Source organism: Alteromonas sp. R7 (assembly GCF_055755235.1).
The window spans coordinates 124,954-137,982 of sequence record NZ_JBVTQX010000005.1 but is presented as its reverse complement, the minus strand read 5'-3'; the positions used below and the strand labels follow the sequence as shown (position 1 = coordinate 137,982).

The window sequence follows — 13,029 nt, the reverse complement described above, 5'->3', positions numbered from 1 at the left end:
TATCTTAGAGATAGTGGAAATCTTATGTTTCGGGTAACTAGCGTGTAATAAATAAGCGTTGGATTTCATACCAGTGAGATTAGACTTCACTTTGGTATGTGTAATTAAAGTATAATGATGTAGTGGTTAAATGACCGACCCAAAGGCACGACGCCAGAAAGTGCAGCGTGTCATTCGATGTGAAGTCGATAGTCTAGGCTTAGTGTTTGCGGTGAATGCATTCGTAAATGGACCGCAAGCTTTAAAGTTGAACTTTTTTTCTTAATTTAGGTCTTGATATTGTAGAAATAGTCACTATACCTACATATCGGTTAGACTTCATATCTTAATTAGGTCTCGCGCAGCTTCGGTTACTTTGCTAATATGAAGCGGCAATAAATGAGGTGAACAATGAGCAACAATTTGCAATCTATGGCCCTGTCAGTGCCACACAGCGGTAGCATTGAAGGCTACATCCAAGCTGTAAGCAGCATTGATATGCTTAGCGCTGAGGAAGAGCGCGAGTTGGCAGTGCGCCTTCGCGAAGACGAAGACTTACAAGCCGCTCGTAAGCTAGTAATGTCACATCTTCGTTTTGTAGTGCACATTGCAAAATCTTACTCAGGTTATGGCTTACCACAAGCCGACTTAATTCAAGAAGGTAATATCGGTCTGATGAAAGCCGTTAAGCGTTTCGACCCAACAGTGGGCGTACGTTTGGTTTCTTTCGCGGTACATTGGATCAAAGCAGAAATTCATGAGTTTGTACTTAAAAACTGGCGAATAGTGAAAGTTGCGACAACCAAAGCGCAGCGCAAACTGTTCTTTAACCTTCGTAAGGCGAAGAAGCGTCTTGGTTGGTTTACTCATGACGAAGTGCAAACAGTAGCGAACGAATTGGGTGTGAGTACAAAAGAAGTGCTTCAAATGGAAGCGCGTATGAGCTCTCAAGACCAAGCGTTCGATTTAACTGCGGACGAAGATGAAACAGGTAACTTTGCGCCAGTTCAGTATTTAGAAGACAAATCTTCAGATGTTGAAACTGACGTAATTAACAACGACTGGGATACAGCGGCGAGCAAGCGCTTGTACTCAGCGATTAAAACGCTAGACGAGCGTAGCCAAGATATCATCGAAACTCGTTGGTTAGCAGACAACAAGATTACTTTGCAAGACTTAGCTGATAAATATCAGGTTTCTGCAGAGCGTGTTCGTCAAATTGAAAAGAACGCGATGAAAAAGCTTCAAGCAGCTATGGTCGCGTAGTACACGCAGTGCATAGCTTACAAATAGCTTAACGACAAAAAAAGCGCCTTAACGGCGCTTTTTTTATGAGTGGATTTTTGTTCTTAGTGACGGCTCGTACGAATTAGTGATGATCGCTAACCCGTAACGCTACTCTTCTTCATTTTTAGAGGGAGGAAGTACGTAGAATACCCCTTCAAATTCCGCCACAGGGGTGTCGCCATCTAAAATTGCCACACTCAGCTCAAACCTTGCCTTGTTGTCGTTCTCTAGCGGCTTGAATTTTCCAGACAAGGTTTCAATATTACAGATTGCCCTTGGTTTCATCGTGATGGGTTTGTGGTAATGAATATCACCATCGCCCAATACAATGTCACCGTCTAATCCACGCTCTTTAAGCTGCAGGTAAATCATGCCCCAGCCAGTTAGTGTAGCTAAAGAAAAAATACTGCCAGCAAACATAGTGCCGTGAATATTGATGTTTTTGTTTAATGATGCACGGGTTTCAAGCGTGCGGCCTGTGTACTGGTAAAGCTTAATTCCCATGTGCTCGGTAATGGGAATGGTCTCAGACCATGTCTCTTGCAGTGATTTACACCACTTAGGGTGAAGTACTAATGTGTTGTTTTCAGTGAACTTCTTGACCATTTGTTGACGTTTCAGCATGCCTAGTTCGTTAGGCGCTTCACGCTCAACTTCAAAGCCACATGCGCTAAAAAAGTCGATAGATATTTCGCGGCTGTTCGTTACAGCGCGCTCGGCGCCCAAGTCTTTCGCAACGTTTTCGAGTGCGGCCATGATCATTTGGCCTAAGCCCTTGCGTTGATGGCCTGGGTGAACCGCAATATGACGAATTTGTGCCTCTTCGGCTGTGTTCAAATGCACACGGCCGCAAGCTACAATTTCGCCATTTCGGTTAGTAATAATACGGTGCTCTGCGACTTGTTCATATTCGTCTTTTTCAGAGCCTGGAGGGAAATTCCATGGCTGGCGTAAGTGTTCCCACCGAAAATGAAAATAGGCTTCAAACTCGGCATCGCTTTTTGGTGTGACTACCTTGTACACAATAAACCGGCCTTCTTAAATGAATGAACGAGTATTTAAACGTAAGAATACATGCGGTACAAGCTTAATTATGTAAGCAAGTTTGGGATGCTGACGAAGCGTACGATTTTACCCGCTAAACGCTAAATTGAAAGGTGACGGGGCCGTCATTAATTAGGCCTACTTGCATATCAGCGCCGAACTCGCCGGTGGCCACCACCATACCTTTATTTTTTAGAGACTGAACGAACTTTTCATAAATGGCTTGGCCGTGTTCTGGCGATGCACCGCGTGAAAAACCAGGACGATTACCTTTCTGCGTATCGGCTACGAGTGTGAACTGAGAGACCACCAGTATTTCGCCTCCCACTTGCTCAACATTTAGATTCATTTTTCCGTCTTCGTCACTGAACATGCGATATCGACAGAGCTTATTTGCTAGTTTCTCTATTTCCGCGTCACCGTCTTCTTTCTCAACACCCAAGAGCACCAACATGCCTTTACCAATTTCGCCGATAACATTACCGGCAACGGTGACATTGGCTTCCGATACGCGTTGAATTAGTCCTATCACTTCGACGACTCCTGAATAAAGCGAGACATGTCGCGGGTAGCACGGCAGAGCGCGTAACCTATACTAGGCTCGGAAGTACTGTGCCCCGCGTCGGGGATAATTTGTAGCTGACTTTGAGGCCACGCTTTGTGAAGTGCCTCCGCCGCTTCTGTTTTGCAGATCATGTCGTAACGACCATGTACAATTGTTCCAGGAATATGACTTATTTTGCTAATGTTTTCAAGAATATAGTTTTCATCTAGGAAACATTGATTAGATAGGAAATGGCATTCCAATGTGGCTAAACAGGTGACTAGCTGCATAGGGTAATTAGTTGTCGAATCACCCACACCAGGTGGTAGAGTTATACGAGAAAGTCTCTCTTCCCATTGGTACCATCTTTTAAGCGCTGAATGTCTTAGTACATCATTGCTAGAACGCACCATTGCGCTATAGAAATCACACACTGAATTAGAGGTCACAGGCTTAGGCACATCTTTTGTAAATTTCCGGTAATACTCGGGAAATAACTGAGCTGCACAGCCATTTGGCGATAAAAACCAATCCCTGTCTTCCTGTCGAGCTAAAAATACGCCACGTAAAATGAGTCCTGTCACTCGCGGTGTGTACTTTAACGCGTAGAGCAGGGCGAGTGTCGAACCCCACGAACCGCCAAACAAGAGAAATTTTGGAATTGAAAGGTGTGTACGTAATGCTTCGATATCTTCAACATTCGACCAGGTGTCGTTATTTAGCGTGTCAGCTATAGGCGTAGAGCGGCCGCAACCACGTTGCTCATAGCCGACAATGCGATACTTATTGCTGTCAAAAAAGCATTTGTAATTAGGGGGTAAGCCTGCACCTGGGCCTCCGTGAATAAAGAGCACGGGGATGCCGTTTGGATTACCACTTTGCTCGAAGTAAAGCGAATGCCCACTTCCCACTTCGATAAATCCATTTTCATAGTAGGTAACATCGGGGTAAAGTCGTTTCATTTTGTTTCTGCGCGTTGTGTGAGTGCCTGTTTTAGTTTAGTTTATTGTTATACAAACGGTTGCGTGCTGACTGCTTCAACGCTGTTTATGCTTGTAAAATAAGCGATAAATCTTAAGTGTATACTATAGAACAAGTGTCATTACGTGCTAGCTAATCATATTATAGTCATAAATGCGAGGATGTTTATATGGCAGGTCAAGGATCGGGCGGTAATGTAATCGCCGCAATTTGTAACTTCTTTATTCCTGGTTTAGGTCATTTGGTTCAAGGCAGAATACTGGGCGCGCTGTTCTATTTCATTACCGTAGGCGTGTGCTATGCCCTGGCTGCGACCGTCGTTCTTGCTATCGTATTCTGGCCATTAGGTGCCATTTTGCATCTAATCAGTATTATAAGCGCAGCGCGCTTTAGAGGTGGAGTAACCGCATGAAGCTACTTGCATCAGCATTTGTTGCTATGCTTGCCCTTAGTGGGTGTCAGTCTGCATATTACGCAGCATGGGAAAAGGTGGGCGTTGAAAAGCGTGATATCTTAGTAGACCGCGTTGAAAACGCGAAAGAATCACAAGAAGACGCTCAAGAGCAGTTTAATTCGGCGCTGGAGGCATTCAGCGCGGCAGTTGCGTTCGATGGCGGTGAGCTTGAAGATGTTTACAATCGATTAAACGGTCAGTACGAAGATAGTGTTGCCGCCTCGGAAGAAGTGAGTTCACGTATAGACAAGGTGGAAAGTGTAGCTGAGGCTTTATTCGATGAATGGTCTGAAGAGCTAGAGAAGTATGAGAACGCATCGCTGAAGCGAGATAGCGCAGCGAAGCTTCGCGAAACTAAGCGTCGTTACGCTTCACTAATGACGGCTATGCGCAAAGCGGAAAGTAAAATGCCGCCGGTATTAAGCGCGCTTCAAGATAATGTGCTGTACTTGAAGCACAACTTAAATGCCAGCGCGATAGGCGCGCTGCAGGGCGAACTCTCTACTATCGAGAACAACGTCGCTCAGCTTATCAGACAAATGAATTCTGCTATTGCAGAGTCTGATGCGTTTATTTCTTCAATGAAAAACTAGCTTTTAAGCAGTAATAGATAGAGAGGGAGCGAGCAGCTCCCTTTTTTATTTTAAACCTAAAGGGCTGGTTATTCTTGGGGTACCTTGCGGGGTTCGTTTTCTGCTTTTCGGTTTTCAAACGCTTCACCCAGGCTGCAGGTAAATTCAGCACCAAACAGCACAATTATCCACGACAAATACACCCATAAAAACAGAATGGGTACCACCGCAAGCGCGCCGTAAATAAGTTCGTATGAAGGAAAGTTCGTAACATATAGCGCAAAGCCTGACTTGGTAATTTCAAAAGCGATAGTAGCCACGATAGCGCCCACCAGTGCGTGACGAGCAAAGACTCTTCTATTAGGAACCACCATGTATAAAATGGTGAAAGCAAGCATGGCTGCGCCGCTTGGTACAAGGCTGAGTAAGAAGGTGCCAAGACCTGGTGTGTATTCTTCGGTGAATGCCGCTAATCCAGTCAAATAAGAACTGACCACCACACTGGAGCCGATTAACATAGGACCAAGAGTGATCACCATCCAGTAAATAGCAAAGGTATACACAATCGGTCTGTCACTTTGCGTACGCCAAATTCTATTTAAGGTTTTATCTACGTTTGATATAAGCATTAACGCAACGACCAGCAGCGACAAAATACCAATAGCACTCATTTGTGAGGCATTGCCTACGAAATCGGTCATGTATTTATGCACCACATCACTGGCGGTAGGAACAAAGTTGCTAAAAACAAAATGTTCGAGCTTGCTTCTCACAGATGCAAAGGCAGGAAAAGCCGACATAATGGTAAAGGTCACCATAATAAATGGTACTAAAGATAACAACGTTACATAGGCTAAATGCCCAGCAGAGATAGTAATATTGTCTTCTCTACAGCGCTTTATGAAGATGCTAAAGAGATCTCTAACCTGAGGAGTAACATTGTCATATAAGGCTTTAACCTTGTCTAAATCCACTCAATTTCTCCTGACGATACCGTGTAAATGGTAAACAGCGCGGTCTTATCTATGCGGACTGTTATAAAGCATCGATAGTTCATTACATGTTATATCAGATGGTAACTGCGGGCGGCCTTGGTGGCAAAGTTTAATGCAGGCTTTATACAACAAAGGCGCATTGACTGCGCCTTTTGTGGAGTGCTTCGTTAAAAAACTTAAGCACGGTCTTGATTGTCGTATGTATTAAGCGCCTGAACGCACGCCGAGCATGTGGCAGATGGCGTAGCTTAATTCACTACGGTTCAACGTATAGAAATGGAAGTGTTTTACCCCTTCTTTAGCGAGTACTTTAACTTGGTCCATAGCAATGTTAGCGCCTATAAGATTACGGGTAGCTTGGTCGTCGGCATCAAGGCCGTCGAACATTTTGTGTAACCATCCCGGCACATGAACATTTGTGAACCCCGCAAATTTCACCAGTGTTTGGTAGTTGGTTACCGGCAAAATACCCGGAACGATATCTAAGTCGACACCCGCTGCGGCTGCACGGTCTCTAAATCGAAGGTACACACTCGTATCGAAAAAGAACTGGGTTATCGCTTCTGTGGCACCTGCTTCTGCTTTGCGCTTAAGGTTTAGTAAATCAAACTGCGCATTTGGTGCTTCAGGGTGCTTCTCTGGATAGGCAGCAACAGAAATATCAAAATCGGCAACGTCTTTTAGCAAGGCAACAAGATCAGAGGCATACATCTCTGTCTTTTCTACTCCTGGCGGTAAATCGCCACGAAGCGCAACAATACGGCGAATACCTGAGTCCCAGTAGTCTTTTGCAATTTGCTTAAGCTCATCACGGCTAGCATCAACACAGGTCAAGTGAGGAACCGCCGCGACACCGGTTTGCTGCTGAATGCGTTTTACAACGTCGTGGGTTCTGTCACGCTCACCGCTATTCGCGCCGTAGGTTACCGACATGTAGCTTGGCTTTAGTGGCGCTAGACGTTCAACTGACTTCCACAGGGTCTGTTCCATGGCTTCCGTTTTAGGCGGAAAGAATTCAAAAGATACATCAATATCACGCAGTTCCGACAGGGACTGGTTTAATGCATCGATACCTTGTGCGTAAGAAACCATGGCTTTTTCTCTCAAAAATGTATTCTTATAGACGTTTAGACGTCTAAATTAAAGAATATATGTCTAGACGTCAAGAGGTTTACACTGCTCAATTGACCTTTTCGTGAACTTGTTTAGAATTTCTCTTCATAACATAAAAAAGAGTAGACCGAGTTAGTACAATGGCAGAATGGAACGGTAAATATATTCACCCCTACGCAGAGCATGGCAAGAAGAGCGAACAGGTAAAGAAAGTCACTGTCTCTATACCTATTAATGTGCTTAAGGCGCTTACTGATGAGCGTACTCGCCGCCAAATCAATAATCTGCGTCACGCCACTAATTCAGAACTGTTGTGCGAAGCATTTTTGCATGCGTTTACCGGTCAACCATTGCCTAACGATGATGACCTGCGCAAAGACAATCCCAATCGCGTACCGGCTGAAGCAAGACGCATTATGGAAGAAATGGGCATTGATCCAAGCTTCGAAAACGATGTGTCGGAAGACGACTGATATTTGGTATTAAAGAGAAACGGCGCTTTGTTGTAAGTTATTGCTAATTGATAACCTACAACACGGCGCCGTTTTTATGTACTTGTATTCTCGAAGCGCACTTTTTAGCAAATAAAGGTTGAGCACTAGCCCCTCCATTTTTTGCCTTATGCGCCAGAATTTTATTCTTCTGGGCTTTCAGGCACGCGTGCAACGCCAGATTCAATCGCAGCCTTAGATACGGCGGTAGCAATACGCTCGCATAAACGCGGGTCCATAGGTTTAGGAATAATGTACTCCTTACCAAATGTCAGACTAGTACTCTTACTGGCAGCTAGTACTTCTTCTGGTACAGGCTCCTTCGTGATAGCACGAAGGGCTTCTACTGCCGCTACTTTCATTTCATCGTTAATGGCCGTTGCACGAACATCTAGTGCTCCACGGAAAATAAACGGGAAACACAGTACGTTGTTAACCTGGTTAGGGTAGTCCGAGCGTCCGGTAGCCATAATAAGATCTTTACGTACTTCGTGAGCAAGTTCAGGCTTTATCTCAGGGTCTGGGTTAGAACATGCAAATACAATTGGGTTTTCAGCCATCAAGGCCAGTGTTTCTGGTGGTAAAACATCCGGTCCTGACACACCAACAAAAATATCCGCGCCTTCCATTACATCTTCAAGCGTACGCTTGTCAGTATTGTTAGCAAATAGCTTTTTGTGCTCAGTTAAGTCTTCGCGACGAGTATGGATAACGCCTTTTCTGTCTAGCATATAAATACGCTCACGCTGGGCACCACACTTTATAAGCAGTTCCATACAAGCGACCGCTGCTGCACCGGCACCCATACACACAATTTTAGCGCTCTCTATGCTTTTACCCTGAATTTCCAGAGCATTAAGCATGCCCGCTGCAGTTACAATAGCGGTACCGTGCTGATCATCATGAAATACCGGAATTTTACAGCGCTTAATTAGCTCTTGTTCAATCTCAAAGCATTCAGGCGCTTTAATGTCTTCTAAGTTAATGCCGCCAAATGTGTCAGCGATATTCGCTACCGTATTAATGAACTCTTCGGTCGTACGATGCTTCACTTCAATGTCAATGGCATCCAGGCCAGCAAAGCGTTTAAACAGAAGGGCTTTACCTTCCATAACAGGTTTCGATGCCAGTGGGCCTAGGTTACCCAACCCTAAAATTGCGGTTCCGTTACTGATAACGGCAACCAGGTTTCCTTTACCCGTGTACTTATAGGCGTTATCTGCATCTTCAGCAATTTCTCTGACCGGCTCGGCAACGCCTGGGCTGTAGGCAAGAGCAAGGTCATCGACGCTGTCTGCTGGCTTAGATAACTCTACGCGGATTTTTCCAGGTGTGGGTTTGGCGTGATAGTCGAGTGCGCGTTGTCTAAAATCTGACATGTAAAAAGGTATCCTTAGATGTAGGGTTCATCGGTGTTTTCGTTCACGCTCTGTAGCTATTTTATTGTCGTTATAGTTATAGGTAGATAAACGTAAGCGCGTTACAACCAAGTAATGACAAAAGTGATTATAAATAGTTGTTAGCACTAGGGCTTGTTGATCTTTGTTTTACAGCAATCATCAATAGGCCCCAAGGTGGCATGTGGAAAAGCAGACTAGGCGTTAACCTTTACTGATTTTGTTCACATACCTTAATGGATACAAGCCTCTGGTTTATGTACCCAAAAGCGCCATAAGTCTTGAAAGCAATGCATTATTCACAGAATTAATGCTCACTATCAAAGTGCCGATCGCAACTCTAACACAGCCAATCACTGTGTACATATCTGATCAGAATTCTCATATACCAATGTAGGTTAGGCGTACTAATTAGACCAGTAAAATGGGGCTATAATTGCCATTCATGCTATTTATTTTGACTTGTCATAACATTCTGTAGGTCTATTGTGTGGAGGATAAAAACAAAGCTATCAAAGGGATCCACGTTCTCATAAATGCATTGGACAGAAACCCAAATCAGGAAAATAGAACGCAGGGAGACACCTCGTTAATTCTCCATCCAATATTTCTGATAAAATCCTGTGAAAGCCCACTCAAAATTCGCGCTGAAGGCGAGGATATGACAGAAAGAAAACTAATAACCGTGCTAACCGATGTGTGCGAAAGCGTAAAATCTACCAATAATGGATTTGTTTGGCTAACTCACGTAGGGCATTGGAGAGCGCCGCAAGTGATTGCCGTGTTTAATACTGAGCAGGAGAAGCAGCGGGCGTTAACTAATGGTTGGGATATAGACTTCATAAACCAAGTGAATATTGCTTTAGCGTCAATTAAGTCAGCACCCGTTGGTATTTATTTTGATAGCGAAGAAGAGTGTAAGAAAGTGAGTGGCGGCAATTGGGATAGGCATTTATCTAATGTTAAAAACCTTCACTGAGTTCAGGTTACGCTGAATGTTGTAAATTAAGCTAAAAACGTTTTCAGAAAGGCGAGTTGCAGGGCTTGTTACACTGGCTAGGTACTGGCCTGACGTAGGATAACGGCGGTAAAGCGCTGTTTGGCACACCTTGTTTGTGTGAAGCGTGAATTTTAAGCAATAAAAAAGCGCCATAAAGGCGCTTTTTTCGAACTCGATATCAGGCTTACTTTTTGCCCAATGCACCGAAACGCTTCTTGAAGCGATCAACACGACCACCAGTGTCAACGTTACGTTGCTTACCAGTGTAGAATGGGTGACATGAAGAACATACGTCTAGGTTGATGTCTTTACCAAGCGTAGAACGAATGTTCATTACGTTACCACATGAGCAAGTTGCTGTGATTGCTTCGTATTTTGGGTGGATATCTTGTTTCATTGGGTTACCTCACATAATAAGGCCGTATCGCTATACAACCCGAAGTCGCACACCATACGTTACTTAATTCAAATGATAAGTCGTTCAAAGAACAGCCTATCGCAAAAGAGCGGCGCATAATAAAGGATGGCAGGGCCTTGATCAAGCGGTTTTTGGCCAAATGCTAAACAAGAGAGCTAGTCAAGGCAGCCGTATAAAAAGGTAGCCATATAAAAAGGCCAAACTAAAAACATTCCTTTTATGCTTACCTGTAAAGTATGTTTAAATATTTGTCTTTCAAGGCTGGGCCAGATGCTCTAGTGGCAAAATCATGCGCCAATAGCAAAATGTGTAGCTAGCTGTTAGCAGCGCAAACTGCTGTAACGTATAGGTCTGCAAGAAGCCTCAGTATAATTAGTTTCAACATAAGAAGCTTAGTAAGCGCATTACGCGCTGTAACAATCGTCAAATAAGGTAGAACCTTCGCAATGGCCTTTATCCAAGTTGCCGTGCCAGTGCCGCTGCGCCAACTTTTCACGTATACCCACGATAACGCACTAAGTGCGGGTGTAAGAGTGGTTGTGCCTTTCGGTCCGCGCAAACTTGTGGGTGTAGTTGTTGAAACCCTACACAAACCTGAAAGCGACATTGAAAACTCCAACAAGCTAAAAGCCATTGAGTCAGTACTGGACGATACCCCCATTATAGACGAGGTGTTGCTGAAAATGGCCCAATGGCTGTGGCAGTACTATCATCATGCGCCGGGTGAAGTGCTACACGCCATGCTGCCTGTTTTATTGCGCAAAGGCGAGTCAGCAGCGCCAGCACCCCAAGACATGTTAATACTTACCGAAGAAGGTAAGCAAACGACTGCAGACACGTTATCGCGGGCGCCTAAACAACAAGCTTGTTTTACTGCAATGGCTGGTGGTGCCTTATTAGCGTCCCAAGCGCGCAAGCAGTATGGCGCACCTGCGGTCAAAGCACTTGTCGATAAGTCATTGGCAAGCATTGAAGAAGTCGCGCCTGAATTTAAGTCAGGCAGTTGGCTTGCCTCGTTATCGGTGTCTGAAAAGCCAATTCCAGATACTGAGCAGTCGGTTGCCATTGCCGCACTTAATCGTCAGCAGGGCAATTTCGCTGTAAGTTTGCTTGAAGGGGTTACCGGTAGCGGTAAAACGGAAGTGTACCTTCAAGCCATCGAACCCTTACTGCGCGACGGAAAACAAGTGCTTATACTTGTGCCAGAAATTGGGCTGACGCCGCAAACGGTGTCACGCTTTGAAAAGCGCTTTGGTATTGCAGTGGGCGTTTTACACTCTCAGCTTTCTGATAAAGAACGGTTACATGTATGGCAGAGAGCAAAAGCAGGTGAACTCGGGATAATCATCGGTACTCGCTCGGCTATTTTCACCCCGCTGCACAACCCCGGCATGCTGATTGTGGATGAAGAGCACGACGAGTCTTTTAAACAACAAGATGGACTTCGCTATCACGCCCGTGACCTAGCAGCCATGCGGGCTAAGCAGCACAATATTCCTCTTTTATTAGGCAGCGCCACGCCCGCACTCGAAACACTTAATAATGCGCTAAGCAGTCGCTATGCCCATTTGCAGTTAACTAAGCGAGCGGGAGGTGCGAAAAGCACGCATCAGCATGTGTTGGACGCGCGTGACCAACCCATTCACTACGGTATTTCACAAGGCTTGCTAACGATAATGCGCCAGCATATCAACGCGGGAAATCAGGTATTGGTGTTTGTGAATCGCAGAGGCTATGCGCCAGCGCTGCTTTGCCATCACTGCGGCGAAACCGTCATGTGTAAGCGTTGTGACCGCCCGTATACGGTGCATAAAGCGCAGAACCGTTTGCAGTGTCATCACTGCGGCGGCATGCGCTCAATGCCATCAAACTGCGAAGCGTGCCATCACAATGAATTAGTTACGGCGGGTACGGGCACCGAGCAAGTCGAGCAAGGGCTTGCAAGTTTATTTCCCGATGTTAAACAGGTACGAATAGACAGCGACACCGTGCGGGGCAAAGATAAACTGCACCAAACACTGGATGCAATAAACCGCCAAGAGTACCAGCTTCTGGTCGGTACCCAAATACTATCAAAAGGTCACCATTTTCCGCATGTAACCTTAGTGGCGGTGCTAGATTGTGATGGTGCACTTTTTAGTGCCGATTTTAGAGCACCAGAAAAGCTCGCTCAGCTTGTAACTCAGCTTGCAGGAAGAGCAGGGCGCGCCAGTAAACCTGGTGAGATGTGGCTTCAAACACACAACCCTCATCACCCTTTGCTACAAGATTTAGTGCACAATGGCTATGGGCATTTCGCCAGACACGCTTTAATGGAGCGAAAAGCGGCAGGGCTTCCCCCATTTATTAGCCAGTTTGTCATTCGCGCAGAAGCGACCGACAGCAGTTTGGCCTATCGCTTTTTACAAGACAGTAAGCAAGTATTTCTCCAGCAGCATGCCATTGAGCTAAATGGCCCTTTTCCTTGTCTAATTGAAAAGCGGCAAGGCAGGTTTCGGTTTATGCTGGTATGCAGCCATGAAAAGCGTGCGCCGCTTCACAATGCGCTGCGTTTGGCGCTGCCATTTTTACAGGCGTTGCCACAGGCAATGAAGGTAAGGTGGTCGATAGATATTGATCCTACCGATTTCAGTTAGCTTGTTGGGTAGCAATACGTTAAAATTTCTGCAGGATTGAAGTGCAGGAAAGCTGCTGCTTCATAAAGATTTGGTATATGACGTTTTCTTACGCATACAAACAACGATAACAAGTAGG

General features: G+C 45.2%; 13 protein-coding genes. 6 read left to right on the top strand and 7 right to left on the bottom strand.

What is annotated here, in order from left to right; all coding sequences use genetic code 11:
* Positions 1-390 precede the first annotated feature (390 nt).
* Positions 391-1,245, top strand: a complete 855-nt coding sequence (rpoH, locus tag AC0J2X_RS09890) for an RNA polymerase sigma factor RpoH (RefSeq protein ID WP_014950987.1) — start codon at positions 391-393, stop codon at positions 1,243-1,245.
* Positions 1,246-1,374: 129 nt separating this feature from the next.
* On the opposite strand, the gene AC0J2X_RS09885 is transcribed toward rpoH, so the two are convergent.
* The 3 genes from AC0J2X_RS09885 to pip all read right to left on the bottom strand — a co-directional run bounded on the left by AC0J2X_RS09885 (position 1,375) and on the right by pip (position 3,816).
* Positions 1,375-2,289, bottom strand: coding sequence for a bifunctional GNAT family N-acetyltransferase/hotdog fold thioesterase (locus AC0J2X_RS09885; protein WP_014950986.1), 915 nt, complete (start codon positions 2,287-2,289; stop codon positions 1,375-1,377).
* A 115-nt stretch (positions 2,290-2,404) separates the two neighbouring features.
* Entirely contained in the window at positions 2,405-2,842 is a 438-nt protein-coding gene (gene dtd / locus AC0J2X_RS09880) for a D-aminoacyl-tRNA deacylase (RefSeq protein ID WP_039226792.1), read from the bottom strand.
* The gene (gene pip / locus AC0J2X_RS09875; RefSeq protein WP_014950984.1) at positions 2,839-3,816 is read right to left on the bottom strand and encodes a prolyl aminopeptidase; all 978 of its coding nucleotides are present in this window, start codon (positions 3,814-3,816) and stop codon (positions 2,839-2,841) included. The genes dtd and pip overlap by 4 nt, the downstream gene beginning before the upstream one ends.
* A gap of 188 nt (positions 3,817-4,004) precedes the next feature.
* Here pip and AC0J2X_RS09870 point away from each other — a divergent pair, with 188 nt between their 5' ends.
* Both AC0J2X_RS09870 and AC0J2X_RS09865 read left to right on the top strand, forming a co-directional pair.
* Entirely contained in the window at positions 4,005-4,247 is a 243-nt protein-coding gene (locus tag AC0J2X_RS09870; protein WP_014950983.1) for a hypothetical protein, read from the top strand.
* Positions 4,244-4,882 carry a DUF2959 domain-containing protein gene (locus AC0J2X_RS09865; RefSeq protein ID WP_014950982.1) on the top strand — a complete coding sequence of 213 codons (639 nt, stop codon included), beginning with the start codon at positions 4,244-4,246 and terminating at the stop codon, positions 4,880-4,882. The genes AC0J2X_RS09870 and AC0J2X_RS09865 overlap by 4 nt, the downstream gene beginning before the upstream one ends.
* A 68-nt stretch (positions 4,883-4,950) precedes the next feature.
* Here the strand turns inward: AC0J2X_RS09865 and AC0J2X_RS09860 are convergent, their stop codons facing one another.
* Positions 4,951-5,835: a virulence factor BrkB family protein gene (locus tag AC0J2X_RS09860; protein ID WP_014950981.1), complete on the bottom strand. Its 885-nt coding sequence runs from the start codon at positions 5,833-5,835 to the stop codon at positions 4,951-4,953.
* Positions 5,836-6,060: 225 nt separating this feature from the next.
* Positions 6,061-6,948, bottom strand: coding sequence for a methylenetetrahydrofolate reductase (gene metF, locus AC0J2X_RS09855; protein ID WP_014950980.1), 888 nt, complete (start codon positions 6,946-6,948; stop codon positions 6,061-6,063).
* A gap of 161 nt (positions 6,949-7,109) precedes the next feature.
* Between metF and metJ the strand changes: the two genes are divergently transcribed.
* Positions 7,110-7,442 (top strand): met regulon transcriptional regulator MetJ, encoded by a 333-nt coding sequence (gene metJ, locus AC0J2X_RS09850; protein ID WP_014950979.1) that lies wholly within the window; start codon positions 7,110-7,112, stop codon positions 7,440-7,442.
* A gap of 161 nt (positions 7,443-7,603) precedes the next feature.
* Here the strand turns inward: metJ and AC0J2X_RS09845 are convergent, their stop codons facing one another.
* Positions 7,604-8,839 (bottom strand): malic enzyme-like NAD(P)-binding protein, encoded by a 1,236-nt coding sequence (locus AC0J2X_RS09845; protein ID WP_014950978.1) that lies wholly within the window; start codon positions 8,837-8,839, stop codon positions 7,604-7,606.
* A 679-nt stretch (positions 8,840-9,518) separates the two neighbouring features.
* On the opposite strand from AC0J2X_RS09845, the gene AC0J2X_RS09840 reads away from it, so the two are divergent.
* Positions 9,519-9,836 carry a hypothetical protein gene (locus AC0J2X_RS09840; RefSeq protein ID WP_039226843.1) on the top strand — a complete coding sequence of 106 codons (318 nt, stop codon included), beginning with the start codon at positions 9,519-9,521 and terminating at the stop codon, positions 9,834-9,836.
* Positions 9,837-10,041: 205 nt separating this feature from the next.
* On the opposite strand, the gene rpmE is transcribed toward AC0J2X_RS09840, so the two are convergent.
* The gene (gene rpmE / locus AC0J2X_RS09835) at positions 10,042-10,254 is read right to left on the bottom strand and encodes a 50S ribosomal protein L31 (RefSeq protein ID WP_014977577.1); all 213 of its coding nucleotides are present in this window, start codon (positions 10,252-10,254) and stop codon (positions 10,042-10,044) included.
* A 467-nt stretch (positions 10,255-10,721) separates the two neighbouring features.
* Between rpmE and priA the strand changes: the two genes are divergently transcribed.
* Positions 10,722-12,911 (top strand): primosomal protein N', encoded by a 2,190-nt coding sequence (gene priA, locus AC0J2X_RS09830; RefSeq protein WP_472996000.1) that lies wholly within the window; start codon positions 10,722-10,724, stop codon positions 12,909-12,911.
* The last annotated feature ends 118 nt before the right edge of the window (positions 12,912-13,029 follow it).

Coding starts and splice junctions, on each gene's coding strand:
- pip (WP_014950984.1), bottom strand. CDS start 3,816: ATGAAACGACTTTACCCCGATGTTACCTACTATGAAAATGGATTTATC.
- AC0J2X_RS09870 (WP_014950983.1), top strand. CDS start 4,005: ATGGCAGGTCAAGGATCGGGCGGTAATGTAATCGCCGCAATTTGTAAC.
- rpmE (WP_014977577.1), bottom strand. CDS start 10,254: ATGAAACAAGATATCCACCCAAAATACGAAGCAATCACAGCAACTTGC.
- metF (WP_014950980.1), bottom strand. CDS start 6,948: ATGGTTTCTTACGCACAAGGTATCGATGCATTAAACCAGTCCCTGTCG.
- AC0J2X_RS09840 (WP_039226843.1), top strand. CDS start 9,519: ATGACAGAAAGAAAACTAATAACCGTGCTAACCGATGTGTGCGAAAGC.
- AC0J2X_RS09865 (WP_014950982.1), top strand. CDS start 4,244: ATGAAGCTACTTGCATCAGCATTTGTTGCTATGCTTGCCCTTAGTGGG.
- AC0J2X_RS09845 (WP_014950978.1), bottom strand. CDS start 8,839: ATGTCAGATTTTAGACAACGCGCACTCGACTATCACGCCAAACCCACA.
- rpoH (WP_014950987.1), top strand. CDS start 391: ATGAGCAACAATTTGCAATCTATGGCCCTGTCAGTGCCACACAGCGGT.
- priA (WP_472996000.1), top strand. CDS start 10,722: ATGGCCTTTATCCAAGTTGCCGTGCCAGTGCCGCTGCGCCAACTTTTC.
- metJ (WP_014950979.1), top strand. CDS start 7,110: ATGGCAGAATGGAACGGTAAATATATTCACCCCTACGCAGAGCATGGC.